Source organism: Blautia sp. RTP21359st1_E11_RTP21359_211015 (assembly GCF_040910705.1).
In the GTDB taxonomy this organism is placed as follows: Bacteria; Bacillota; Clostridia; order Lachnospirales; family Lachnospiraceae; genus Blautia_A; species Blautia_A fusiformis.
This window is the reverse complement of the sequence record NZ_JBDGAB010000054.1, coordinates 1-25,486: the sequence shown is the minus strand read 5'-3', so window position 1 is coordinate 25,486 and position 25,486 is coordinate 1. Positions and strand designations below refer to the sequence as shown.

The 25,486-nt window shown below is 44.8% G+C and carries 23 protein-coding genes and 1 riboswitch; of the genes, 3 read left to right on the top strand and 20 right to left on the bottom strand.

Going from position 1 to position 25,486, the window contains the following annotated elements; translation table 11 throughout:
• The 11 genes from AB5026_RS15330 to AB5026_RS15280 all read right to left on the bottom strand — a co-directional run.
• Nucleotides 1-185, bottom strand: a 185-nt coding sequence (locus AB5026_RS15330) for an Ldh family oxidoreductase (protein WP_368213750.1), incomplete at its 3' end; no start/stop codon positions are given.
• Nucleotides 186-326: 141 nt separating this feature from the next.
• Entirely contained in the window at nt 327-1,058 is a 732-nt protein-coding gene (locus AB5026_RS15325; protein ID WP_021976755.1) for a glycerophosphodiester phosphodiesterase, read from the bottom strand.
• A gap of 296 nt (nt 1,059-1,354) precedes the next feature.
• On the bottom strand, nt 1,355-1,726 hold the full coding sequence (locus AB5026_RS15320) for a DUF1667 domain-containing protein (protein WP_044961717.1): 372 nt from the start codon (nt 1,724-1,726) through the stop codon (nt 1,355-1,357).
• Between the two features lie 5 nt (nt 1,727-1,731).
• Complete coding sequence (locus AB5026_RS15315; RefSeq protein ID WP_118752936.1) at nt 1,732-3,018, bottom strand: NAD(P)/FAD-dependent oxidoreductase; 1,287 nt, start codon at nt 3,016-3,018, stop codon at nt 1,732-1,734.
• A gap of 7 nt (nt 3,019-3,025) precedes the next feature.
• Nucleotides 3,026-4,483 carry an NAD(P)/FAD-dependent oxidoreductase gene (locus tag AB5026_RS15310; RefSeq protein WP_368213748.1) on the bottom strand — a complete coding sequence of 486 codons (1,458 nt, stop codon included), beginning with the start codon at nt 4,481-4,483 and terminating at the stop codon, nt 3,026-3,028.
• Nucleotides 4,484-4,957: 474 nt separating this feature from the next.
• Nucleotides 4,958-5,674: an MgtC/SapB family protein gene (locus AB5026_RS15305; RefSeq protein ID WP_015527451.1), complete on the bottom strand. Its 717-nt coding sequence runs from the start codon at nt 5,672-5,674 to the stop codon at nt 4,958-4,960.
• Nucleotides 5,675-5,962: 288 nt separating this feature from the next.
• Nucleotides 5,963-7,285, bottom strand: coding sequence for an ABC transporter substrate-binding protein (locus AB5026_RS15300; RefSeq protein ID WP_368213746.1), 1,323 nt, complete (start codon nt 7,283-7,285; stop codon nt 5,963-5,965).
• Nucleotides 7,286-7,374: 89 nt separating this feature from the next.
• Nucleotides 7,375-8,193, bottom strand: coding sequence for a carbohydrate ABC transporter permease (locus AB5026_RS15295; protein WP_021651865.1), 819 nt, complete (start codon nt 8,191-8,193; stop codon nt 7,375-7,377).
• Complete coding sequence (locus tag AB5026_RS15290) at nt 8,193-9,059, bottom strand: carbohydrate ABC transporter permease (protein WP_022426943.1); 867 nt, start codon at nt 9,057-9,059, stop codon at nt 8,193-8,195. The genes AB5026_RS15295 and AB5026_RS15290 overlap by 1 nt, the downstream gene beginning before the upstream one ends.
• 671 nt (nt 9,060-9,730) lie before the next feature.
• On the bottom strand, nt 9,731-10,195 hold the full coding sequence (locus AB5026_RS15285) for a DUF1700 domain-containing protein (protein ID WP_022426942.1): 465 nt from the start codon (nt 10,193-10,195) through the stop codon (nt 9,731-9,733).
• Between the two features lie 282 nt (nt 10,196-10,477).
• Nucleotides 10,478-11,722, bottom strand: a complete 1,245-nt coding sequence (locus AB5026_RS15280) for a galactokinase family protein (RefSeq protein ID WP_178016044.1) — start codon at nt 11,720-11,722, stop codon at nt 10,478-10,480.
• A gap of 336 nt (nt 11,723-12,058) precedes the next feature.
• On the opposite strand from AB5026_RS15280, the gene AB5026_RS15275 reads away from it, so the two are divergent.
• Nucleotides 12,059-12,949 (top strand): AraC family transcriptional regulator, encoded by an 891-nt coding sequence (locus tag AB5026_RS15275; protein ID WP_178016045.1) that lies wholly within the window; start codon nt 12,059-12,061, stop codon nt 12,947-12,949.
• Nucleotides 12,950-13,023: 74 nt separating this feature from the next.
• Here the strand turns inward: AB5026_RS15275 and xylB are convergent, their stop codons facing one another.
• The 5 genes from xylB to AB5026_RS15250 form a co-directional block, all read right to left on the bottom strand.
• Nucleotides 13,024-14,484 carry a xylulokinase gene (gene xylB / locus AB5026_RS15270; RefSeq protein WP_195635209.1) on the bottom strand — a complete coding sequence of 487 codons (1,461 nt, stop codon included), beginning with the start codon at nt 14,482-14,484 and terminating at the stop codon, nt 13,024-13,026.
• A gap of 198 nt (nt 14,485-14,682) precedes the next feature.
• Nucleotides 14,683-16,167, bottom strand: coding sequence for an L-fucose/L-arabinose isomerase family protein (locus AB5026_RS15265; protein WP_178016047.1), 1,485 nt, complete (start codon nt 16,165-16,167; stop codon nt 14,683-14,685).
• Between the two features lie 83 nt (nt 16,168-16,250).
• Nucleotides 16,251-16,868, bottom strand: a complete 618-nt coding sequence (locus AB5026_RS15260) for a DUF4867 family protein (RefSeq protein WP_178016048.1) — start codon at nt 16,866-16,868, stop codon at nt 16,251-16,253.
• Nucleotides 16,869-16,980: 112 nt separating this feature from the next.
• The gene (locus tag AB5026_RS15255) at nt 16,981-17,832 is read right to left on the bottom strand and encodes an AraC family transcriptional regulator (protein ID WP_015527463.1); all 852 of its coding nucleotides are present in this window, start codon (nt 17,830-17,832) and stop codon (nt 16,981-16,983) included.
• A complete protein-coding gene (locus tag AB5026_RS15250; protein ID WP_015527464.1) occupies nt 17,816-18,790 on the bottom strand; it encodes a bile acid:sodium symporter family protein in 975 nt (324 codons plus the stop codon). The genes AB5026_RS15255 and AB5026_RS15250 overlap by 17 nt, the downstream gene beginning before the upstream one ends.
• 196 nt (nt 18,791-18,986) lie before the next feature.
• On the opposite strand from AB5026_RS15250, the gene AB5026_RS15245 reads away from it, so the two are divergent.
• Nucleotides 18,987-19,928 (top strand): glycosyltransferase family 2 protein, encoded by a 942-nt coding sequence (locus tag AB5026_RS15245; protein WP_015527465.1) that lies wholly within the window; start codon nt 18,987-18,989, stop codon nt 19,926-19,928.
• Nucleotides 19,929-19,931: 3 nt separating this feature from the next.
• Here AB5026_RS15245 and AB5026_RS15240 read toward each other — a convergent pair whose 3' ends face one another.
• Nucleotides 19,932-20,495 (bottom strand): prolyl-tRNA synthetase associated domain-containing protein, encoded by a 564-nt coding sequence (locus tag AB5026_RS15240; protein WP_178016049.1) that lies wholly within the window; start codon nt 20,493-20,495, stop codon nt 19,932-19,934.
• A 179-nt stretch (nt 20,496-20,674) separates the two neighbouring features.
• Nucleotides 20,675-20,747: riboswitch (Fluoride riboswitch) on the top strand.
• A 61-nt stretch (nt 20,748-20,808) separates the two neighbouring features.
• Between AB5026_RS15240 and AB5026_RS15235 the strand changes: the two genes are divergently transcribed.
• A complete protein-coding gene (locus tag AB5026_RS15235; RefSeq protein ID WP_368213744.1) occupies nt 20,809-22,038 on the top strand; it encodes a chloride channel protein in 1,230 nt (409 codons plus the stop codon).
• A 99-nt stretch (nt 22,039-22,137) separates the two neighbouring features.
• Here the strand turns inward: AB5026_RS15235 and AB5026_RS15230 are convergent, their stop codons facing one another.
• The 3 genes from AB5026_RS15230 to AB5026_RS15220 all read right to left on the bottom strand — a co-directional run.
• Nucleotides 22,138-22,473: a hypothetical protein gene (locus tag AB5026_RS15230; protein WP_161215726.1), complete on the bottom strand. Its 336-nt coding sequence runs from the start codon at nt 22,471-22,473 to the stop codon at nt 22,138-22,140.
• 292 nt (nt 22,474-22,765) lie between these two features.
• Complete coding sequence (locus tag AB5026_RS15225; RefSeq protein ID WP_129976248.1) at nt 22,766-24,094, bottom strand: IS200/IS605 family element transposase accessory protein TnpB; 1,329 nt, start codon at nt 24,092-24,094, stop codon at nt 22,766-22,768.
• Between the two features lie 549 nt (nt 24,095-24,643).
• On the bottom strand, nt 24,644-25,486 hold an 843-nt coding region (locus AB5026_RS15220), incomplete at its 5' end, for a hypothetical protein (protein ID WP_368213742.1).

Here is a 25,486-nt window from a genome sequence, read left to right as displayed (position 1 = left end):
CGGTCGATATAGATCGGTTTAAAGCGGTTGCAGCCATGGCTCTCGATTCCACGTCTGTCACTTTCCAGAAGTACATCAGCGCAAAGTCTTGCATCCTCCGTCGGAACTCCCATTTTCTCAAATACTGCAGTCATAAAATCATCTGCAAGCTGCCAGGAAATAAAAGGTCTTGTTTCTTTCTCCATTGTAAAAATCCTCCATATACATTATTATAGTTTTTTTATTTTGCTTATATAGATCTGCAGCAGGACCCCCTCCTGCCGGAGATTTCAAATTTAGCCTGCCTCCTGTATGTACCTTACAGAAAGCGCCTTTACATCGCAGTTTCAATCCTCGTCTGCCACTGCTCTTCCTCTGTCCGGATAATTGGTGATGATGGAGTTTACTCCCCATTTCTTCATCCTTCTCATATCCTCTTCCTCGTTTACAGTCCAGACATTCACCCCGATCCCGTTCTGGGAACAGCTGCGTACATGTTCTTCCTTCAGGTATTCCAGATTCGGATGATAATACTGCACATCACAGGTTCTTGCATAAACCCCTGCATTATCCACGTATTTCTCTACCAGAAAGCCCCCTGCAATAGTCTCATCACTCTGTCTGCACAATACAATGGATGCGTTATTGAAAGAGGAAAGGATGATCCGATCCTCCAGACCATATTCGCAGATCATATCAATGACCTTCTCTTCCATACCACCATAATAATAAACACTGTTCTTCAGCTCGATGTTTGTAATCAGATCTTCCTCCTCTGCCATCCACTCCAAATACTCTCTCAGAGTCGGAATCTGAAGCCTGCCGAATTTTCCGGCAAACTTATCCGGATAACTGCAATCCAGTTTACACAGCTCAGCATATGTAAGATCATAGATATACCCGTTTCCATCTGTGGTACGATCAACCTTCTCATCGTGCATGATCACCGGAACCAGATCCTTGGTCAGCTGCACATCAAGCTCGATCCCCTCGCAACCAGCCTCCACTGCCTTCTGAAACGCCAGCATTGTATTCTCCGGATATTCTCCGCTGAAACCACGATGTCCAAATACTTTCATTCTAATCATCCTCCATTCAATGCATTACATCGTTGTGAGCATTTTTGCCAATTCATATTTCTGATTATATCATAGCTTTTATTTATTTTCAACATTTTTTATCGACTTTTGTGCATTTTTTTGTTATTTTTTAATTAATTATTCTTTTAAGTGCTAATATCTTTTGTGCATTTTGTACATTTTATTTCATGGCAAACAAAGCGATAAAAAAGCCTTTTCAGGTTTATTTTATTCGCTTTGTCTGCCGGAGGGCTGACATATTATAAGCATACAGATTGCCATATATCCTTTGCAGATCACTGTATGATCTGCTTCACATTTCCTGTAGCCACGATATCCACGCCTGTGCCTGCTACATTCTCCAGGATCACGTCCCCGATCTGAACCGGCGCTTCCACACATACATCCCGCAGCGTTTCCACACAGTCAAAAATCTTTCCTTTCGGAATATCCTGTGCTGTCTTTACTGACACCACCGGCATGCTTCCATTCTTCACACGCACGGTCGTTGTCACGATCCTGGTCGGATCTGTCACTTCCTTCACTGCATATTCCGCACCTTTTTTACAGGTATTTCCTGTGACGGAAATGATCTCTTTTCCATCCATTTCCACCAGAAGGGCGCATCCCATAGGACATCCGATACAAGTAAGATTTCTTTTTTCCATTTTCATCACTCCTCCACCTGGATCACAAGTTCATGTTTATCCTGTTTCTGTTTTCCTTCCAGAATGGAAAGAAGCTGCTCTTTTTTCAATTTGATCTGTTCCATCTCTCCGGGTGCTGCCACCTGTTTTTTTCTGGAAAAGATCCGTTCTCCATCCAGATATGCACGGATGTAACAATTTTTATATACATTTCCCACACGGAAACGGACCAGCTGCTCCTCCGCCATGTGACCGATACGGATCTCAGACGGCACTGTATAGCGGACTCCGTTTTGGGGCGAAAGCGTGATCTTTATCTCTTCCGGTATTTTGTCCTCTCCATTGTTGTTTATATAGAGAGCCGCATTTCTTCCTGCATTGCCGGCTTCCTCCGAAACAAAATCCACCAGATCATGAACATGAAGAACATTTCCGCAGGCAAAAATACCTTCTACATTTGTCTCCAGACTTTCGTTTACCACCGGTCCGGAAGTCACATTGCTCAGCTTCACACCTGCCTGTCCGGAAAGCTCATTCTCCGGGATCAGACCAACAGAAAGAAGAAGCGTATCGCATTCAAAAAATTCCTCTGTACCGGGAATCGGGCGTCTGTTTTCATCTACCTCTGCAAGAGTGATTCCTTCCACGCGCTCTTTTCCTTTTATGTCAACCACTGTATGGCTAAGCTTCAACGGGATACCAAAGTCATCCAGGCACTGCACGATATTTCGCTTCAGGCCTCCGGAATATGGCATCAGTTCTGCCACTGCCTTAACCTCTGCACCTTCCAGCGTCATACGTCTGGCCATGATCAGTCCGATATCACCGGATCCCAGGATCACTACTTTTTTTCCCGGCATAAATCCTTCCATATTTACAAGGCGCTGTGCTGTTCCTGCTGAATAAATGCCTGCCGGTCGATATCCCGGAATGTTCAGTGCACCTCGCGGTCTCTCTCTGCAGCCCATGGCAAGGATCACAGCTTTTGCCCGGATCTGATACATTCCCTCCTGGCGGCTCATGGCAGTGATCACCTTATCCTGGCTGATATCCATGACCATGGTGTTCAGCCGGTACTCGATCTGCTGCTCTTTTACCATCCGGATAAAACGTGCCGCATATTCCGGTCCTGTCAGCTCCTCCTGAAATGTATGAAGGCCAAATCCATTATGGATACACTGATTCAGGATCCCGCCCAGTTCCTTATCACGTTCCAGGATCAGGATACTCTCTGCTCCCTCTTTCTTTGCAGCCAGGGCTGCTGCCAGTCCTGCAGGGCCTCCGCCTATGATCACGATATCTCTCTTCACCATAATCTTATCATTCATGGTTCTCGCCCTCCTCTGCAATTTTCTTGTTGATTCCTTCGATCAGTCTGGAAGCTCCGCCTGTTTTTGTGATCTCCTCCATGGAAATGCCAAGCTCTCGGCTGAGGATCTCCATTGTTCTGGGAGAGCAAAAACCTGACTGACATCTTCCCATTCCTGCTCTTGTACGACGTTTTACTCCATCCAGGGATTTCGCTCCAAGAGGTCTTCGGATCGCATCCAGGATCTCTCCCTCAGAGATCATCTCACATCTGCAGATGATATTTCCATATTCCGGAGATCTTTTGATCAGCTCATTTCTTTCTTCCAGAGAAAGCTCTGACGGATCCAGGATCCCTTTTCTCACCGGATCAAAATCCGGATTTACTTCCGGATGTAATTTTTCTTTTACGATATCAGCAACCATACAGCCAATGGCCGGTGAGCTGGTAAGTCCCGGTGATGCGATCCCTGCACAATCGATAAATCCGGGTGCATCCTCCACCTCTTCGATCACAAAATCCATACCGTCCTCGATAGCACGGAGTCCTGCAAAGCTTGTGATCACCTTCCGCAGTGGAATATCCTTTACTGTTTTCCGGGATTTGGCACTTACTTCCTCCATTCCCTCTGATGTAGTCGCTGTTTCCTCCCGATCCTCCAGATCCGTAGCTGTAGGCCCGATCAGAAGATTACCGTGAACAGTCTGTGTTACCAGAACTCCTTTTCCGTTCTTATTTGGAAGCGCAAAGATCGTATGATTCACATGTGTTCCTGCACTTTTATCAAGAAGCATATACTCACCCTTACGAGGAGTGATATGCAGTTTTTTCTCACTTACCATATTATGAAAAACATCCGCATAGACACCGGCAGCATTGACGATACAGCCTGTCTCAAAATCACCCTTTGAGGTTTCCACAACAAAACCATTTTCCTGTTTTCGGATGTTCTTTACTTCTGTGTCAAATTTAAATTCCACGCCATTGTTATATGCGTTCTCTGCCATTGCAATGTTCAGCTCAAAGGGACAGACAATTCCGGCTGTCGGTGCATACAGTGCTGCCAGCACCTGATCAGACAGATTCGGCTCCATGGCAAGTGCCGCTTCTCTGTCAAGGATCCTCAGTCCCTCTACTCCGTTTTTCAGTCCTCTTTCACGCAGCTTATGCAGCATGGCAATTCCATTCTCAGTTGTACAGACAGTCAGCGAACCAGTCTGTTTAAAAGGAAAATCCAGTTCCTTCGAAAGCTGTCCCATCATATTGCTGCCCTTCACATTCAGTTCCGCCATAAGGCTTCCCGGTTCTGCATCATAACCGGAATGAGCGATTCCGCTGTTTGCCTTGGAAGTTCCACAGCATACATCCTCTTCTCGCTCCAGAACGCAGATTTTCAGCCGATATCTTGAAAGCTCTCTCGCCGCTGCCGCTCCGGAAACTCCTGCTCCGATAATGATCACATCATACATAGATCTGTTTCTCCTTTCCTGTTTGCGGATCTTCTGAACTGTCCCCGGCTTTCTCTGCGCCGGAAACAGCAGAATATCCGTTGCAACACAAGCATTGCCGTCCGCAGGTATATATTCTGCGAGGAGTACTGCTTACGAACAGCAATCTTTCAAGTGAATATGCCATTATTTTTATGCCGTAACCCTTTGTAACCCTTGTAATCCTTGTAATCCTTTTGAAACATTAACATTTGCGCATAAAAATAGCCGGCATAAAAACACACTTATCCATGTGTCTTCATGCCGGTCTCTGTTCTCAATGGCATTCTCTGTATTCAGCAAGCTGAATCAGATTCCTTCTTCACTTTGTATTCATTGTATCAGACTATTCTTCATATTTCAAGTGCATTTTTCGTAAAATACATCGTTTTTTCTTTAACATGCTCTTAACTTTCTCAAAAACATGATAAGTTTCATTGTATTCCCGATTCCCGATCATATTTCCTCCACAGAAATAACTCCTTCCTGCTGTCTTACCTCACGAAATACAGTATGGCGTGCTTTCCATTTGGCAGCCTCCATTGTTGCCTGGATCACCACACTCTGTGTTTTGGATCTCTTTTTGATGATAACTACGTTGGAGATCAGGATGTCCTCTTCCCGGAGCTTCTTTATGACCATACTCATCTTGTCTTCATTTTCAAACTCCATATATACGTCATAGGTATTGGAATGCTCTTCCACATAAACCTCTATATATTTCGCATATTTGAACACCAGAATAAGCCCCAGCGTGGTAAAGATCGCACCGCTGTAAAAGCCGATTCCCACAGCAAGTCCGATACACGCAGAAGTCCAAAGACTGGCCGCTGTCGTAAGACCGGATACATGTCTCTGTCCGGTCACAATGATAGTTCCCACTCCAAGAAAACCAATCCCGCTGACAACCTGTGCGCCAAGTCGTGCAGTATCTCCGATTCCTGCCCCATTAGAATATACATGGATAAAATCGCCCGTCATCATAACCAAAGTTGCCCCCATACAGACGATCATATGTGTTTTTACACCTGCCACACGCTTCTTCATTCCACGATCAATACCGATCAGACATCCAAGAAACATCGCAAGAATCAGCCGAAACAGCGTCGATCCCATATTTAAAGTGTGCAAATAATCCGATATTGCATTACATGCTCCGAGAATTCCGCCCATAAATTTGCTCCTTTCCTGTTGTAACATTATTTTCTGCCGGTGATAACGCCAATAGCGCATCACTTCATTTTGCCTTGCACGAACGCCGCAGGCCACACTCCCTCCATTCGAAAGCTGTCTAGTCAGCCGGACTCTCTCTGTCCGTCTCACTACGCAGTTTTTCATATGATCCTATACCCCGGATATACATGATCTGTAGTCTCACAGCATGTAAAACAGCAGGGATACCGGCGCCCGGCGGCGGTATCCCTATCTGTTGCTCTATCTACTGATCAGAGGGCATTCTGATTATTTAATAGACTCGTTATAGTTCTCGATCGCTTTGTTTACAGAAGCTGCAAGCTGATCAACAGCGTCCTGAGTTGTAAGCTTGCCATCATATACCTGCGGCATGATCTCGTTGAATGTAAGACGGGCTTCTGTCTGTACACCTGAGAGAACACCTGCTGTATTGCAGTTTACAGGAGAATCCTTCAGCTGGTTGATAGCTGTCTCGAAGTTCGGGTTTTCTTTGAGGTAAGCCTTCATATCCTCTGTCTCATAAGCTTTCTCGTTGATCGCAAAGTATCCTGTACCCATGGACCATTTAGCCTGTACATCAGGAGTTGTGATGTACTCGATGAATTTCCATGCTGCATCTTCGTTAGCTTCGTTGCCTGTATCTGTAAGCCACAGGGATCCACCACCGATGATAACGCCGCCTTCATCATTCTGCTCGATTCTCGGAAGATATCCTGTACCAACTTCGAACGGAGAAGAATCAACTGCATTTTTCAGGATAGCAGTAGACTCGATGATCATACCAACCTGTCCGGAGAAGAATGCTGTCTGAGTATCTGCTGTTGTTGTTCCGTAATCTTCGAAGCATCCGGAATCATACAGCTTTTTCCACATATCAAATACTTTCAGGCCGCCGCCGTTGGAATCAAAATCAACAGCTGTAACTGCCTCTTTACGTCCATTGTCATTGTTTCCGTATGTTACACCAAGTCCTGCAAGCTGCTGCTCAAAGAACCATCCGTAAATAGCCTGTGAATAACCAACCGGAGCTGCTCCGCTCTCTACGATCTTCTTGGCATCCTCAAGAACCTCATCATAAGTTGTTGGCGGAGTTTCAGGATCAAGTCCTGCTGCCTCAAATACGTCTTTGTTGTAATACAGCATAGGTGTGGATACGTTAAATGGCATTGCATACTGCTTGCCGTCTACGGTATAGTAGCTGCTGATAACCTCCATAACAGAGCTCTTATCATAGCCTGTGCTCTCAAATTTGTCTTCTACAGGAATGACAGCACCACTGTCATACATGAACTTTGTTCCTACGTCATACATCTGGCAGACATCCGGAAGACCGGAGTCACTCTGCATAGCAGCTTTCAGTTTTGTGATGGTATCATCATAGGTTCCCTGATACTCAGCTTTAATCTCAATCTCATCCTGGGATGCGTTGAAATCATCCACGATCTGCTGAAGCACCTCACCGTTTGTGCCGCCCATTGCATGCCAGAATGTAAGTGTTGTTTTCTCAGCTGCACTTACTGAGCACGGAGCTGCCAGAGATGCAGCCATGATTCCTCCTAAAAGAATCGCCATCCATTTTTTGTTGTTCATATAGAAACCCTCCTTTTATAATGGTCCGACCCGCCCCAATACAGGTCGGACAAATTAACATTTTTGCTACTTGCTCTTATGTGATTGGATCAACCCTTAACAGCACCTGCTGTCAGACCACTGATCATCTGCTTCTGACCAATGATAAATACAAGGATCGACGGAATCAGGATAACCATAGCGCCAGCCATAACCGGTCGGAAGTCTGTTGCCTCAGCCCCCTGAAGCATACCAAGACCGATCTGAACCGTTCTCATATTTACACTGTCTGTTACAAGCAGTGGCCACAGATAGTAGTTCCAGCTCTGAAGGAATACATAGATGATCAGAGCACCCAGTGATGGTTTGATAAGCGGAACACCGATGGTATATAAGAACTTGAAATTTGTACATCCGTCAATCTCTGCCGCCTCATGGATCTCCTTCGGCAGTGTCAGGAATGCCTGACGCATGTTGAATACCGCAAAAGCTGCTGCTGCATTAGGAAGGATCAGCGCTGCGTATGTATTACGGATACCCCAGTCAGCAATAGTCAGGTAGTTTGCGATGATGATCGCCTGGCTCGGGATCATCATGGTTGCCAGCATAATATAGAACAGGACCTTTTTGCCTTTGAACTCCATCATTGCAAAAGCATATGCTGCAAGAGCACCTGTAACGACCTGAGCAAATGTGATAACACCGGATACGATCAGTGAGTTCTTAATGAAGGTAAAGAACGGTGCAAGCTGAAATGCTCTTGTGTAGTTCTCGATAGTCAGATGGGACGGCCAGAACTTTCCGCCGTAGATCTCCTTCAGATCCATCATACTAACATTGAAACAGTAGATAACAGGAACAATAATAATAATTGCAAAAATAATATTCAGCGCATACATCGCCACTTTTACATATGGTTTTTCTTTCATCAGTAGGTCACCTTCTTTTCCAGTCTAAACTGCAGTGCAGTCAGGATGATCAAAATAACAAACAGAATTACGGATTCTGAACAGGCCACACCGAAACGGCTGTTGATAAATGCCTCCTGGTAAATCTCATACACGATAACGTTGGTACTCTCTGCCGGTCCGCCCTGGGTCATCATCTTGAACTCTGCGTATGCCTGTACGGAGTTGATGACATTGATGATGAGAAGGAAGAACAGTGTCGGAGAGATTGACGGAATCGTTACATGACGGTGCTTCTGGAAGAAATTCGCTCCATCCAGGGCAACGCTCTCATAAAGCTCAGCCGGTACACTCTGGATCGCTGCAGTAAGGTAAATGAAATTCATACCGATCGCCATCCATACACTAACGATCGTAACTGCGATCAGTGCATATTTCTTATCTGTCAGCCATCCGATATGAGTTCCGAGCGCCCTGTTCAGGATACCCAGAGAGCTGTGGAAAATAAACATGAACACTACAGATGCCGCTGCTGCGGAAATAGCCATCGGAAGTGCATATACAGTACGGAAAAATCCCTTTGCCCTGATCTTCTCTGTACTGATGATCGCCAGTATAAAACCGAGCACAATAGAAAGGATAACTCGCATAACAGAAAATTTCAGTGTTGTCACCAAACTGTTAAGGAACGTTCCATCTGTAAAAATATTCGTATAGTTGTCAAGTCCTACATACTGTGCCACCTGACCAAGAGGTGTGGTTCTGGCAAAGCTCAGCTGGATCGTCTTAACGAACGGCCAGAATACAAACAGTATAAAAAGGATCATTACAGGAACCAGATAGAGATAAGGCTCCACTGTCCTGAAAAAAGATTTTTTACTTTTCATTGTATATCACCTGCTTTTCATAAATTTACGTACTACCGATCAGCTGCATCATCACGATATCTCTGTCCCCCTGACAGTGCTGATCATGTTGCTCATTACACATTCTGCTGAAAAACATTTCCGTTATATCTTCCAGCAATTACCCCAATACATTAAGCAAAACTCTCATTTACGTTCTGCTGTCAAAAATGCCCTCTCACTACCCTCCTTTGTATTTGCGCGTTTGTTATCTTTACCAACTTTTTACCAAATGATAACACATTTCTTGTATATAATCAACAGTTATTTCTCTATTTTCCAATATTTCTTTATTTATTTTAAGCAATTATTATTTGATAATAATTGTTTTTTTATCTATTTTATACAATTTATCATACTTCAATAAGGCAATCCATTCTGATCACCTTTTCTAAAAAACAGATAAAAAAATCGGCAGAAAATAACACATCCTTCGATGTATATCTTCTGCCGTTCTCTCTTCTCAATGGCATCATCTGTTTTTATACAAAACAGACACAATCTCAACTTGTTAACCCAGATTATACAGTAAAATCCACTATAAATCAAGACCAAACACATATTTTTTATGCAAATCTTATAAATACTTTTTTCACAAGCAATCCATTTCATTACACGGAAATTGTCTTTAACTCACAGCTGTTGTGGAACAATTACACTTTTTTCTTCCTGTACCAGGATATTAAATACAAAACTATACCAAAAATTATCAAAAATGGAGCAACTGCCACCAAAACAGTTGTTAAAAGTATCACAATTAACGCTGCAATGGCGATCACGATCGCCTTCCCATACCATGTGCTCAGATCCAGTTTAAAGCTTCTTGCCTTTCCGGCACTGCTCTCCGTCCCATTATCCGCATAATCATCTGCACCGTAGCTCTCTTCAGAATAACCGGACTCATCATAAACAGCTGCACTGTCATCTGTATCGATCAAAGTCTTGGCGATCAGCCTGGGATCCCCCAGTTCTGCCAGAACATCTGATTCACTTCGGCCGTTCCGGACCTGAGACTGAATGTAATCCTCATAATACCGCACATGAGCCGCAGCTCTCCCCTGGGTCATCTGTCCGGACAGCTGCCCCCGTAAAACCTCAAGAAACTCTCTTCTGCTCATAAATATGTCAAACCTTTCTTATGAAATATAATGAAAAAACAAAACTCAAAACAACTCCAGAAACCTCACCTTGAAAACTTCTGCAAATTCTTTTTTAATACTCTCTTAAAATTTTTCTCATTATACCATAACCCATAAATTTAAATCAGAAACAAATCATAAAATTTTGATTAAAAAATAAAAAATCATAGTACAACGCAAAGGGCGGTTCATTTCCGGATGCCGCCAAAGCCGCATTCGGAAACGAATCGCCCTCCATGACGTTCGTTATGCCGTCAAAAATCACTCAACATGAACAGCCCCTGTACTCCTGATATTCATCGGATAGACATTTTCCCTTCCAACATACTGAGCCATATAGTCCACATACGCATCTGCGTTCTCGATCGGAAGCACGCACATGATAACGCCTGCAAAACCACCACCATGAACTCTGCAGATACCAGCACCGATCTTATTCAGAAACAGCTTGGTAAGCGCCAGACTCAACGTGATCTTCTGCTCCTTGCAATTCTGCAGAGAATAACAGTTCTGCAGCCACTCCCAGGAAGAATTACCGGACTCCTCAAGAAGACGCAGGAATCCCTCACCGTCTTTATTCTCAACAGCCTTCACAGCATCTGCAACACGTCTGTTCTCTTCATAAAAATGCATCGCACGAAGAACAGCACGGTCATTCGGAATATCTTTCACATGTGCCAGAAGATTCTCCATATTGGACTCACAGAGAAGCTCTACGCCCATAGCCTTCGCAGCCTCACGCATCTCCATAGGAATAGAAGAATATTCCTCACTGAGATCTGCATGGCCCTTACCGGTATTTACGATCACAAGTCTGCAGCCCATATCCTCAAAGGAAAATGCGATCTTCTCACAGCTGATATTCTCTTTATCAGAGAAATCCAGAAGGATCGGGCCGCCGGCAGCACAAGCCATCTGGTCCATCAGACCGGAAGCCTTTTTCCAGTAAACATTCTCAGCATACTGACCTGCTCTCGCATACTCGCCATACTCCAGCTTACCTTCATTAAAGAAATAATTGGTGATCGCACATACAAGCATCTCAAAGGAAGCAGAAGAGCTTACACCTGCAGCGGCAATAACCTTGGTGGAAACATAAGCGTCAAATCCACCGGTAGCATAGCCTTTTTTCTGCATATACTCCATAATACCTGCAACAAGAGCATCTGTACCTTTTGTATAGGTTTCTGTGCTGAGCTTGTCAAGATCAACAACTACTTCCTGTTTGTAACCCTCACTGATCATATGGATCACATTGGTTCCGTTTGGATAAGCAGCACCGATGGTATCCAGATCGATACTTGCCGCAATGATCTGACCGCCGTTATGATCCACATGGTTGCCAATGATCTCCGTACGGCCCGGAGCAGTAAAAAACTCTGCCTTGTCATGATGATATTTCTTCTCGAAATTCACAGCAAGATTGGTATAACGGGCGCTGCTCTCCTCTGTTTCACCATAGATTTTTTTCAGCACGTCTGCTGTCGGAATTTTAATTGTTCCCATTTTTTCTTCCTCCTGTTATATAGTTTACACCCCAGATCCGGAAGAACCTGAAAAAATCTTCCGCTCTGTCACGCTTCATGGTTACTGTTCACTCCGTTCTCAGCAACACGCTTCGCAATGCGCGGAATATTACCAGTGAATAGTAACGCTTCATGTACTTTTATTATAACAGTTCCGTCTTTTCTGTCCATAACAATTTTGTGTAAAAACCGTATTATTTTGTGGTGATCCCGGAATATCCCTTTGCATTTTCTGCCTTTTCTGATAAAATAAATTCCACTATGAAAAGCAGATATACACTTCAGGATCCGCGCACAGAAGGAAGGAGGTAACACCATGCAGATCATCACAGATCCCGCCGGAAAAGAACTGAAAAAACACGGAGACAGCTCCTTCCCATTCCTGGTAAGCTACGAGCGGCTTTCCGGCTATGAGACCGGTTCCTTTCTGTGGCACTGGCATCCGGAGATCGAGCTTACCTATATCGAAAAGGGCGAAATGCTCTACAAGATCAATCAGAATACCTTTCACCTGAAAGAGGGACAGGCAATCTTTGGCAATGCCAATGCCCTTCATGCCGGATATATGTATCAGGATCAGGACTGTCAGTATATCCCCATAACCTTTGACCCCAAACTGATCTACGGATTTTCGGGAAGCCTTCTTTTTCAGAAATATACAGAACCGATCCTCCGAAGCTTTTCCCTGTCCGCCGTACCGCTTGATCTATCCTGTAAATGGCATTCCGAGGCCATAAAAGATATCCGTGACATCATCGACCTGGACAGTAGCCGGAAACCCACGTATGAATTTGAGATCATCGCCAGACTGCAGCACTTCTGGAAAATCTTGTATGAAAATACGATCTCCCAGGCAACTCTTCCATCCGGTCAGGATGAAGAAAACTACCGCCGCATCCGTCAGATCATGTCCTATATCGCAGAACACTACTCTGAAAAGATCCTCCTGAATGATGTTTCAGACCTGATCCACTTAAGTCCCAGCGAATGCAGCCGGCTTTTCAAAAAATGCATGAATATCACTCTCTTCGGATACATCCAGGAATACCGCATTGAACGCAGCCTGGAATATCTGGAAAATCCCTCCTGTTCTATTACGGAGTCAGGACTACTGTCCGGTTTTTCGGACTCTAATTATTACACAAAGGTCTTTACGAAAATCAAGGGCTGTACACCAAGACAGTACAGAAAAAATCAGGAGCTGTGACATGCTCCTGATCTTTAACCGTTCAGTGCTCCATACCTATGAAGCATAACAATATTTATCCGTGAAAATGGCTGTTATCTAAACAGCTCTTTCATTGCCGGATACAGTTTGCGGAATTTCCGGTATTTTTCTTCATATTTTGCAACCAGCTCCGGTTCCGGTTCTACCGTATCTACTACCCTGACCAGCTTATTACAGATCGTTTCCACATCCGGGTATTCACCGCAGCCTACTGCTGCCAGCATTGCACCGCCCATGGACGGACCTTCCTCATTCTCCGGCACATCCACCTTCAGGTTCATCACATTTGCAATGATCTTTTTCCAGAGAGGGCTCTTGGCTCCGCCGCCGCAGATCTTGGTGCGCTCAATATGGATCCCGAGGCTTCTTGCAACCTCAAGGGAATCTCGAAGTCCGAAAGCAACTCCTTCCAGAACTGCCTGGGTCATATCTGCTCTCGTGGTATCCATGGACATTCCGAAAAATACGCCTCTTGCATCCGGGTTGTTATGCGGAGATCTCTCTCCCATCAGATATGGAAGGAAGAATACCTGATTCTCGCCAAGCTTTTGGATCGGTGCCTGCTCTGCCACAAAATCCTTTGTCTTAAGGATCTCCTCTGACCACCATTTGTTGCAGGAAGCAGCGCTTAACATGCATCCCATCAGATGATAGCTTCCATCTGCATGGTCAAAGGAATGCAGTGCATTGTTTTCATCCACTCCGAAATCTTTGCTGGAAATAAAGATCGTACCGGATGTTCCAAGGGAAATGTTGCACTGGCCATCGCCAACCGTTCCTGTTCCCACAGCTGCCGCAGCATTGTCGCCTGCACCTGCTACAACCTTCACATCCTCTGAGAAGCCAAGCTCTTTTGCAACTTCTGCTTTCAGCTTTCCGACTACCTGCCAGCTCTCGTACAGCTTCGGAAGCTGTTCCTCTGTGATATGGCAGATCTCAAGCATTTCCTTTGACCAGCAGCGGTTCTTCACATCCAGAAGAAGCATACCGGAAGCATCGGATACATCTGTGCAGAAAGATCCGCTCAGGCGATAGGCAAGATAATCCTTCGGAAGCATGATCTTTACCACTTTTTTAAAATTCTCAGGCTCATGCTTCTGCATCCAGAGGATCTTTGGTGCAGTGAAGCCTGCAAATGCAATGTTTGCGGTATACTGAGAAAGTTTTTCCTTTCCGATAACCGTATTAAGATATTCCGTCTCCTCACCGGTACGGCCGTCATTCCAGAGAATCGCCGGACGGATCACATTGTCATCTTTATCCAGAGTTACAAGACCGTGCATCTGACCGCCAAAACCGATTCCTGCTACTTCTTTGCGGTCAATTCCTTCTGTGAGCTCTTTGATCCCTTCCATGCTCTGGACGAACCAGTCCTCCGGATTCTGCTCAGACCAGCCCGGATGGGGGAAGAACAGCGGATATTCTTTTGATACGATGTTGCAGATCTTTCCGGATCCTTCCATAAGAAGAAGCTTTACAGCGGAAGTTCCAAGATCAACGCCAATATAATACATAGTGATTTTTCCTCCTGTAAATACAGAAACCGCAGCTCTCAGTTCGCAGCGCCTGCACGCCTGAGAGCCCGCGGTTTCTGAATCGTATTTAACCAAATCAAGAAAGTCCCCTGCGGGGTTACGAAAAGCAATAAGCAGCGAGTGGAGACTTGCTTGTATCAGGCAGCACGTACGGATGATCTTACCTGCCTGTTTTAATTATCTCCAAGGATTCTCTGTCGGATATCTCACGCCTGCCGGCTGATTGTAACCGATCTCTTCAACCGGTACACCAATGTATTTGAACACCTCGAAGAGAGCTTTTCCGTGATGTCCGAATGCTACAGCACCGTGATGCGGGAATCCTCCCTCAATCAGCACGTGACGGTAGAAACGTCCCATCTCCGGAATTGCAAATACACCGATAGCACCGAAGGAACGTGTTGCAACTGGAAGAACCTCACCGTGTGCGATATATGCACGAAGCTTGTTGTCCGCTGTACTCTGCAGACGATAGAAAGTGATATCTCCAGGCTTGATATCTCCCTCAAGAGTTCCGTTTGTAACCTCGATCGGAAGGGATCTTGCCATGATCATCTGATATTTCATCTCACAGAAGGACAGCTTGCTGGATGCTGTGTTTCCACAATGGAATCCCATAAAGGTATCCTGAAGTGTATAGTTGAATTTTCCTTCGATAGATTCTTTGTACATATCCTTCGGAACGGAGTTATTGATATCAAGAAGTGTAACGATATCATCACTTACTACCTGTCCGATAAACTCACTTAATGTACCATAGATATCAACCTCACAGGATACCGGAATGCCCTGTGCTGTCAGACGACTGTTTACATAACATGGAACAAATCCAAACTGTGTCTGGAATGCAGGCCAGCATTTTCCTGTCAGTGTTACATATTTACGATATCCTTTGTGATCTCTTACCCAGTCCTTCAGAGTCAGCTCGTACTGTGCAAGCTTCGGAAGGATCTCAGGTTTCTTGTTTCCCGCACCAAGCTCTTCTTCCATCTCTTTTACGAGCGCCGGGATCCTTTCATCACCTTCATGCTTGTTGAATGCCTCGAAAAGATCCAGCTCTGAGTTCTCCTCGATCTCAACGCCAAGGTTGTAAAGCTGTTTGATCGGTGCATTGCAGGCAAGGAAGTTTGTAGGACGCGGTCCGAAGCTGATGATCTTCAGGTTGCTCAATCCCTCGATCGCTCTTGCGATAGGAAGGAATTCATGGATCATATCCGCGCAGTCCTCTGCATCACCTACCGGATACTCCGGAATATAGGCTTTTACATTACGAAGCTGCAGGTTGTAGCTTGCATTCAGCATACCGCAGTAAGCATCTCCACGTCCCTGGCAGAGATTATCCTGTGTTTCCTCAGCTGCTGCGATAAACATCTTCGGTCCCTCAAAATGCTTTGCAAGAAGGGTCTCAGAAATCTCCGGTCCGAAGTTTCCAAGATATACACAGAGTGCGTTACAGCCTGCTTTTTTGATATCCTCCAAAGCCTGGACCATATGGATCTCACTCTCTACGATACAGACCGGACATTCGTAGATATCCTTTGCATCGTATTTCTTTGTGTAAGCGTCTACAAGAGCTTTTCTCCTGTTTACGGAAAGGCTTTCCGGAAAACAATCTCTGCTGACTGCAACGATTCCGATCTTAACTTCTGGCATATTGTTCATAATCTTCATTCTCCTTTTTATATCCGGCAGATTTTCCACCGGTGATATTATTGTTCGTTTGTAACTATTCACTTCACCCAAAATCAGTCAAGTGTGATATTTTCACCCTTCAATCCGTTGAATGCGCCTTCGATCTTCGCATCCTCATGAGCGATAAGCCATTTATTTCTGGCTGTCATCAGACCGTCCTCTCCGTCCTCTGACATCGGAAAATCAATCTCTGTGTTGGTTCCTCTCGGAAGAACAACTACACACTGAAATCCACTCTCATTCACATGGCACGGTGCATAATGGAGCGTTGTGGCATAAACCTCGATCCCGGTTCCTGCCGGTACCAGAAATGCCTCCACCTTTGAGGTATCGTATGTAAGATCCTCTCCTATATCCTGCTGATGTCCGATAAGCAGTACAAGATCTGTCACTGCTACATTGATCTCGGAATTCCGATGATATTCCAGGGCATTCAGCTTTTTATTGTGACCATTGCAATATCCGATCTGGACAGGTAATCCACCAAACGCTCTGTTTTTCAGCTCTTTTTCCACATCGAGAGCTTCCAGCTCCTCTGCTGACGGAACATATACCACATCCTCCGGAACCGGTGTATGCTTCATCTCCTTCAGAAGCGGACCGAAATTGTATCCCTCCAGAACCTTTCCGTATCTGCGGAAAGCCGGATCTGTTACTTTCTGAATTTTCACGATTTAACCCTCCTTACAAAATTACTGTTTCACAGCTTCTCTGTATCTTCGTTTTGAACTGAAAAAAGCATACCACATCATGGTATGCTTTTCGCCGCTTTTCTTGACTCATTCATAGCACTTTTTTGACATTTTTATGATTCTGACGCTCCACTCTTCCCGGCAGGATCCCGTAACGCTTTACAAATTCCCTGGAAAAAGCCCTGCTGCTTGCAAACCCGTTGTCAAGTGCGATAGAGCTGATGGTATGATCTGTATGCAAAAGCTCCTTATAGGCGTATGCCATGCGGATATCCTGTAAATATGTCTTAAAATTGACCTTCGCATATTTTCGGAACATCCTTGACAGATATGCATCGGAATATCCGAACATGGCTGCAAGTCCGGAAAGCCTGAGATCCTCCTTGTAATGCTCCCGCATATAAGTGGTTATTTTTGACAAAGCATCCAATCTGCGGCTGATCTTCAGCGCATTCTCCTCCACCTCTGTTTCCCTGTATGCGGAAACCATAAGATAAAGGACTTCATAGAACACTGCCCTGATACGGAATTCGTACCCCGTTTCCCCGGATACGTACACCCGATACATCTCCCGGATCAGAGAAACCATCCGCCTGTCTGTTTCCTCAGACTCTTCGTTTCTGCTCCGAAAACGGATGAACCTCTGAGCGGTAAAATAATCCGAAAACTGCTTCAGCGGGATCTGCAGTACGATGGTCTCATTACGTACTGGCGCCTGAATAGAATGTACTTCATTGGAATTAATGATCAGAAACTCCCCTGCCTTCAGAGGATACTCTTTCTCATCGATATAGAAATAAAGGCTCCCCTCCATCACCGCAAAGATCTCGATCGAAGTATGCCAGTGTTTTTCCCTTACATAATTTCCGTTTCTTCCTTCAAAAAGAAAAAGCTTAAAAGGAAATCCTTCATTGGGAATGATCAATTCATGCTGAAACTCCATGCTCCTTCTCCCTTTCCTGCTGTCCGGTCTGGACCCGGCGCATCATACTTCCGTAAAAAGCCGCCAGGATCTGCTGAAATAACGTTCCGATCATAACCGGAAATAATGTTTCCGCCGGAAAATACGCTCCCGCGATCACCGCACCGGCGCTGATGTTCCGCATTCCGGAACCATAGATCATGGAAACCGTTGCCTCTTTATTCTGTCTTGTAAGAATGGCAATGATCCAGCCAATGGCATATCCCCCTGCTGCCAGGACCAGGATCGCTGCTGCTACCTCCAGCCGTTCTCCGTTAAGATGCTTCATATAAGGAGAAACCTTGGAGGAATTGGAGGTTACCACAAAGATCAGGCACATTTTTGAAAAAGGTGCCAGCTTTTTCGGCCAGGTCTCCATAACCTTTCCATGGCTGACTTCATTAAGGCACATGGCAAGGACTGCCGGCAGAGCGATCATGAAAACCAGCTCCTTCATCATTCCCACAGTATCCATTTTTACGCTGGAGCCCACCAGGAGCTTCAATACTGCCGGGATCAGAAAGGGAGCCAGGATCGTATCGATCACAACCAGCGAAAGTGACAGCGGACTGTTTCCATTATAAATGGACACCCACATCAGACTGATCACCGCTGCAGGTACGGAAAATTCCAGCACCATTCCTGTGATATAATTCATATTGCCCGGGAACAGAAGATGTCCCAGACCGCAGGCGGCCACCGGTCCCAGCACATGAAGGATCAGCAGCATCAGGATCAGCGGAAGCGGCCGCTTAAACACATCTGCTACATCACGGAACCTGGATTTCAGCGCACCGATAAAAGTCATAAATGCAAAAGCATACGTCACATAGGGCACGCCATGCTTTGCAATATCCGGAAACAGTACCCCTGTAAGCAGACAGGCCGGCGTCACAAAAGCCATCCATTTCTCTATAAAGCTGTTAAATTTTTCCAGCATATCACACCTCTTGTTTGTCTTTTTTTACAGTTTATCACAAAAAAACAGCGGTGCAAGAAAAAAATCCCCTGTTTTATAGCCGATTCCGGACAAATATGATATGATAGTACCCATCCAAAAGCAACCTGAAACCAAGGCGGACTACAGATATCCGCCAAAATGATCATTTTTTATGATCTGGAAAACGAGGCAAAAAATGATTTCTTTAATTATACCATGCTTCAATGAGGAAGAATCCCTTCCGCTTTTTTACCCGGAAGCCACTTCTGTCCTCAGGCAAATGAACTGTGATTATGAGCTGATCTTTGTGAATGACGGTTCCAGAGACAGAACCCTTGAGATTTTAAAAGAGCTTTCCGAAAAGGATCCTCATGTGATCTATCTTTCTTTTTCCAGAAACTTCGGAAAAGAAGCTGCCATGTATGCAGGCTTCTGCAATGCCGGCGGCGATTATGTAGCAGTAATGGACGCTGATCTTCAGGATCCGCCGTCCCTTCTCCCGGAAATGCTGGAGAAGCTGGAATCCGGAGAATATGACAGCGTTGCCACCAGACGTGTCAGCCGTGACGGAGAGCCACCTATCCGGAGCTTTTTTGCCCGGAAATTTTATCAGCTGATCAATAAGATCTCGGATGCAGATATTGTGGACGGCGCCAGAGACTTCCGTCTGATGAAGCGCAGTATGGTGGATGCCATCGTCTCCATGAGTGAGTACAACCGCTTCTCCAAGGGAATCTTCGGCTGGATCGGTTTCCGCACCTGCTGGCTCCCCTACAAAAATATCGAACGCGTAGCCGGTGAGACCAAATGGAACTTCTGGAAGCTGTTTAAATACGCCGTCAGCGGCATCATCAATTTTTCTCAGGTACCGCTGACCATCGCCTCCTGGTTCGGAACGACCATGACCGGTTTTTCCTTTCTGGTCCTGGTAGCCATCATCGTCCGAAAGCTGATCTTCGATGATCCGGTCCCAGGCTGGGCTTCCACCATCTGTGTCATCATCTTCATCGGCGGCCTGCAGCTTTTCTGCCTGGGTATCATGGGACAGTACATAGCAAAAACCTATATGGAGGTCAAGCAGCGCCCCCACTACATCATAGCAGAATCCAACAAAAAGGACTTTACACCCATACGTTGATTTTTATTCTGTCGGCAGCTCGACCACCTGATATTCGTGGCCCAGCGCCGGCAGGATTTTTTCTTTTACATCACTGGTCTTCATCAACAGAGTGGAAGTATTGATACACGGATGGCATCCGAAATATTCTTCATCCAGGACTTCTTTATCGATCACCAGGTGTACCTTCTTTTCTTTATCAAAGATCAGTCCCATCAGACTTAAGGATCCCGGGGTAATGTTCAGATATTCCTCCATCTGCTCTCCGTCTGCAAAGGAAAGTCTGGCTGTTCCGATCTGTTTGGACAGAAATTTTGTTTTAAATGGCTTCTCTCCAGGCATCAGCAGAAGATAGAAATCTGTTTTCTGTCGGTTGCAGAGAAAAAGATTTTTACATATCTGCGCTCCCAGAAGCTGATCCACTGCCTCGCAGGCCTCCATGGTCATCAGTGCTTCATGATCTGCTCTTTTATATTCAATCCCAAGACTGTCCAGAAAATCGTACACTGCGATTTCCTTCTCCAGACGGCCCTCGATCTTCTCCGGTCTTCCTGTATAGATCGTTTTGTCAATTCTTGATTCTTCCATGGTGTCTCCTCCGTTATTTTTACATTCTCATATGTGCAAGTCTTAGTCGCAGCATATTACGCTTTGCTGCTTCACCCGTAACCTGCCGATTTGTTTAATCATAGCACACCTGTAGCAAATAAGATACTCCGGATTTCCGTCTGACTATTGACGATATCAGCCTCGGATGCTATACTCTCAGGCAGAAAGGGAATGAAGTTCTCCCCCGATTTTTATCGAAACCGCCAATGAGCTGATGACTTCTGTGCAATGCACGGGGTTACCAGCTTTTTTTGATGGATTTTTAAGATCCGGGAGATTGAAAGGAGTTACTATGACAAAAGAAACTATCCAAAAAGAACATCAGATCCTGCAGCTGAAATATGCTGTCCTTGCAGTGGTCGTGGGAATCTGCGTCGGGATCGTAGATACTATCTTCGGCCGGGGCCTGCTGGCGATCTCTGCTTTTCGCACTGCACACTGGCGCTGCCTGCTGCCCTTCCTGCCTCTGGCCGGACTTCTTATTGTATGGATGTATCATCATTTCAGCACCTTAAGCTTAAAGGGCATGTCCCTGATCTTCGAAACCGGGCAGAAAAAAAGAGACCAGATTCCTCTGGCCCTTGTCCCTCTGGTAATGCTCGGCACCTGGATCACTCATCTCTTCGGAGGAAGTGCCGGCCGTGAAGGTGTTGCCGTGCAGATCGGTGCTACACTCTCCCACGAGGCCGGACGTAGGCTGCATATCCGGGAAAATAAGCCTGTCATGCTGATCACCGGTATGGCTGCCGGTTTTGGCGGTCTGTTCCAGACGCCATTAGCCGCTGTATTTTTTGCCATGGAGGTGATCGTTGCCGGATATCTTGAGTACGATGCGCTGCTGCCGGCACTTATCGCCGCATATACAGCCTCCTTCACCTCTCATTTCCTGGGACTGGAAAAATTTGCTGTGGATATCCAAGACACTTGGACTGTGACCGATCTCCGAAGCATGATCTCTCTCATTGCTCTCGGACTTGCCTTTGGTCTCGCAGGACGATGCTTTTCCGTACTTCTTCAGAAAGCAAAGAAATTATTCGGGGAAAAAATCTCAAATCCGCTGATCCGCATCGGTGTCCTGGCCATTCCACTGGCAGCTCTGCTGTTTGTAATCCACGGCGGACGCTACACAGGTCTTGGAACCAATCTCATCTCCACTTCCTTTGCCGGAGAAACGATCTACGGATATGACTGGATTCTAAAGCTTTTGTTTACTGTATTTACACTTTCCATCGGTTTTCAGGGTGGCGAAGTGACACCTCTGTTCTCCATCGGCGCTTCCCTTGGAGTCGTCCTAGGTTCCATCCTCGGGATTCCTCCGATGATCTGTGGGGCACTTGGCTACGCCGCAGTATTCGGCAGCGCCACCAACACCCTCATCGCCCCGATCCTCATCGGCCTGGAAGTCTTCGGCACCCGAAACACCATCCCCCTTATCCTGGTATGCATCCTCGCTTATCTGGTCAATGGAAATCACTCCATTTATGGAGCACAGCAGAAGGCACTTTGCAGGTTTAAGGAGTAGATATGTACATATTTTTTATTCGGTCATGACTGACTCGGTTGTGGCCGAGTGAACTACCCAGCACCTAAGGATATCAGATTCGCCATATGATTCCTTTCTTCAGCTATTAATGGATTCTATCTCCGAATCATCATATATTTTCTTTAACTCTTTTCTCATTTCCTTATTGATATTCATATATCTTGAATTATCATCAGCCCATTTTACTTTCAGGATATCGTGTTTGCGTACATATAATACAGGCAGCCGGCTTCTGTGCTTATCCATAAAGATTCCCCCGCTTTCATAAAAAGTTTCCTGCAGGTAATCATTTATTTCATCTACCTGGATTACAAATGTAAAACGAATATCCTTCTTTTTTTCTTCTCTGGTCATCTCATTGATCCAGAACTCTGCAAATTTATCATTTAACAACAAAACATCATTTCTATCCATATCTGTAATATCTATAAGCGCCCAGATATTCACCTGATTATTTCTATTTTTCTTGAAAAAACTTACTTTTCCTTTTTCGTCCAGTTCATATTCTGACTTTTTTTGGTACTGGTTATGTAAAAGCCCTTTGTGAACCTCCCACGACTGAAGTCGCGTGCTTCCAGACGCTTTAGGCGTCAGACTGAATATCGGCGGATACGCCTATAACTTAGGTGCGCAGTTATGCGCATTTCCCATGCCGGATATGGCTGGTTCCCACATTACAGGTAGTCCGCTGTATATCTGCCTGTATCTATTCTACTTTTAAGAGTTCCATTTCTGAATGGAGTTTTCTCAGATCTGCATAGACACATGAGGTTCTACGCTTTACAGGAGGGACTTTTGCCTCCAGTAAAGACCTTTCCGTTGCCGGAATGGGTTTTAAAAGTTCTCTGATAAAATATCTCGCTCCTATATTACAGGCTGCTGACAGGTCACAATTATATCGTTTTCCTGTCTGGAAAGTACAGAGGCTGTGATTTTCCCAATCACGTGTTACCGCTCCGGAACCATCATAAGCCAGTCTGCTGGTATTCCATGCGCAGATCCTGGATACCCGCATCCCTTTCCTGTGTGCCTGATGTCCACAGCGCCTCTGTATATCCCGCTTTCTCCACAGGTGCAGTTTCTGTTTTTTCTTTCCCGATATCTTCCCCTGCATCTCCAGATACTCGAACACGATCACATCTGCATGGTTTTCTTCCGCATATCTTACAATCGCACCTGCAGTCTTTTTTCCAAGTTCCGTGTTCAGACGTTTCGTATATGCCCATCTTCCCTGTGTCTGCGCAGAGCCATGTTCCCTCTGGGATCTGCGGATCCGTCCCAGTGTGCGGTACATCCGGTCTTTTTCACTGGGATGATCTATGAATCTTCTTCCCAGGACAGTTCCGTCTGCCCGCATGATGGTACAGACTGCATCGGTATTGATCCCTAAGTCCACGCTGCAGATAACCTGTTCTTTCACAGGTTTTTTGGTAAGTGTTACTTCTTCTGTATAGGAAAAACGCAAAAAGTACTTCCGGTGTCTCTTTTCCAGAGTCGGGGCAGATGCCTTTTTCCCTGACCAGTATCTTCTCAGATGTTCCATATCTGTATGCTCCAGACGTACACAGGACCATTTCCAGTCATGACCGTCATAGAGTTTCAGGTATGCTTCGTCTTTCCCTTCCACTCCTTCACGGTACATGACATCACGGTAGAAAACCGGCATGGCGTGATTTTCATATACAAGCTTTGGTTTCCCGCTCTTTCCGTCTGTCTTTTCCCATAGATCCAGCCGTGTTTTATAAGAGGATACTGTCCCCAGTGCATGCTGGATGGCAGATCTGCGCAGATAGGAAGGCATCTTTGGGAACCGGATATCAAAATCAAAACAGGCATGATTTTTCTTCGTAGTATGTACCAGATGTTCTGCAGCATTAAAACGCCTCTTTGCATCCGGGATTTCTGCTAATTCTTCCCATACCTGCACATAAATTCCAATCAGATAGCTGACAGCAGCACGATAAATCTCCAGTGTCTGGCGGATCGGGATATTCTGTTTTCGTAATTCTACACCATAACTGGATATTATCTGCATTTTTATTTCTCCCTGATAACTCTTTTCTCAGATTCTGTTGTTTTTTCTACTATCCATGGCTATATTTTAGCACATATAGTGCCATAAGTAAACATGTGTTCTTTCTTTGGGTAAAAAATTTGCGCGTCTAACTCATCACTAAAATAACGAGAATGCGACGCGCAGTTATTCAATCGCATCATTCCCACTGCTATTCGTCCAACATTTCCAACAGGAATATACTGCTGCAAAAAAAACATCTGTCAAAAGCAACATTTGAAACAGAAAACACCCTCTGATTCCGGAAAGCCATTTTCGATTTTTTCTCATCATCCCATAAACATATAGAGGATTTTCATCTACACTTTCCGAAGAAATATCCTGATCCGGTGTTTCGCCACATCTGAATACCCATCCAGTCAATGCCAAATATCCCCAAAAGGCTACTCCAAATGTGAATCTATCATCTTCAAAAATCCAACGATATGACAAGAATAAAATACAAAATAATAAAATTTTTTCAGGTATATTATTTTTTCTTTTTCGGTTTATTATGATCCCCCCTAGTCATCAGGCCTGTACAACATCCGATATGCCCAGACAATCCAACAGATCTTTTTTCATTTTCTCATATTGTTTTTTATATCTCGAATATCTATATAACGGAAGGATTTCCAGGCGATTATAATAACGGTTATATACCGCTCCAAGACGGTATCGTCTTTTATACATCATTATCCCTGAATTATTCCGTACAATGCTCTTCAGAATACGATTATCATCTTCTACTTCCATCACAAAGGAAAAATATATTTCCTTTTTTTCCTCTTTCGTTGTAATATACTGTTTCCAAAATTCTACAAAAGCTTTATTCAATTTTCCGATATCCGCTTCCTGAAACAAATCTGTTTTTACATATGCCAGAATATGTATCTCATCTGTTTTGTCATATCTGTAGAAAAAAGTTTTTCCATTTCGAGGAGCTTTATACGTATTTATATACTGATAAATTCCAAAACCTTTTTCCATTACATCAGAATGTATCTGTAAATCCCTGTAACACACCGGATTTTCATAATACATATTGATATTCTGGCACAGAAAACTGAATGGCGCCCAATTTCCTTCTTTATCTGTTGGATATTTATAATTCTTTTTATAAAATTTCACATAAAATATCCACATGCATACTCTTGCCATGATCATAAAAGCCAGTGAGATATTCAGAAGGATTTCTACCACTGTACTATTTATACCTGGATTTACATGCTGCATCCCCAGATATACAAAATACACTCCCAACCACAGGATCATAATTTTTCGTAAAAACAAAAAACTTTTTAACTTTCCGTTTTTCCTGATAGGAAGAGCATATTTCGATTCCTTTTTGTCATTTAACATACCGTGTACATA

Coding starts and splice junctions, on each gene's coding strand:
- xylB (WP_195635209.1), bottom strand. CDS start 14,484: ATGTATTATATTGGCGTTGATCTTGGAACTTCCGCTGTAAAGCTTCTT.
- AB5026_RS15280 (WP_178016044.1), bottom strand. CDS start 11,722: ATGGGAACAATTAAAATTCCGACAGCAGACGTGCTGAAAAAAATCTAT.
- AB5026_RS15285 (WP_022426942.1), bottom strand. CDS start 10,195: ATGAGCAGAAGAGAGTTTCTTGAGGTTTTACGGGGGCAGCTGTCCGGA.
- AB5026_RS15255 (WP_015527463.1), bottom strand. CDS start 17,832: ATGGAGTTTCAGCATGAATTGATCATTCCCAATGAAGGATTTCCTTTT.
- AB5026_RS15235 (WP_368213744.1), top strand. CDS start 20,809: ATGACAAAAGAAACTATCCAAAAAGAACATCAGATCCTGCAGCTGAAA.
- AB5026_RS15250 (WP_015527464.1), bottom strand. CDS start 18,790: ATGCTGGAAAAATTTAACAGCTTTATAGAGAAATGGATGGCTTTTGTG.
- AB5026_RS15290 (WP_022426943.1), bottom strand. CDS start 9,059: ATGAAAAGTAAAAAATCTTTTTTCAGGACAGTGGAGCCTTATCTCTAT.
- AB5026_RS15320 (WP_044961717.1), bottom strand. CDS start 1,726: ATGGAAAAAAGAAATCTTACTTGTATCGGATGTCCTATGGGATGCGCC.
- AB5026_RS15305 (WP_015527451.1), bottom strand. CDS start 5,674: ATGGGCGGAATTCTCGGAGCATGTAATGCAATATCGGATTATTTGCAC.
- AB5026_RS15310 (WP_368213748.1), bottom strand. CDS start 4,483: ATGTATGATGTGATCATTATCGGAGCAGGAGTTTCCGGAGCGGCAGCG.
- AB5026_RS15265 (WP_178016047.1), bottom strand. CDS start 16,167: ATGAACAATATGCCAGAAGTTAAGATCGGAATCGTTGCAGTCAGCAGA.
- AB5026_RS15245 (WP_015527465.1), top strand. CDS start 18,987: ATGATTTCTTTAATTATACCATGCTTCAATGAGGAAGAATCCCTTCCG.
- AB5026_RS15325 (WP_021976755.1), bottom strand. CDS start 1,058: ATGAAAGTATTTGGACATCGTGGTTTCAGCGGAGAATATCCGGAGAAT.
- AB5026_RS15300 (WP_368213746.1), bottom strand. CDS start 7,285: ATGAACAACAAAAAATGGATGGCGATTCTTTTAGGAGGAATCATGGCT.
- AB5026_RS15295 (WP_021651865.1), bottom strand. CDS start 8,193: ATGAAAGAAAAACCATATGTAAAAGTGGCGATGTATGCGCTGAATATT.
- AB5026_RS15225 (WP_129976248.1), bottom strand. CDS start 24,094: ATGCAGATAATATCCAGTTATGGTGTAGAATTACGAAAACAGAATATC.
- AB5026_RS15240 (WP_178016049.1), bottom strand. CDS start 20,495: ATGGAAGAATCAAGAATTGACAAAACGATCTATACAGGAAGACCGGAG.
- AB5026_RS15275 (WP_178016045.1), top strand. CDS start 12,059: ATGCAGATCATCACAGATCCCGCCGGAAAAGAACTGAAAAAACACGGA.
- AB5026_RS15230 (WP_161215726.1), bottom strand. CDS start 22,473: ATGGATAGAAATGATGTTTTGTTGTTAAATGATAAATTTGCAGAGTTC.
- AB5026_RS15315 (WP_118752936.1), bottom strand. CDS start 3,018: ATGGTGAAGAGAGATATCGTGATCATAGGCGGAGGCCCTGCAGGACTG.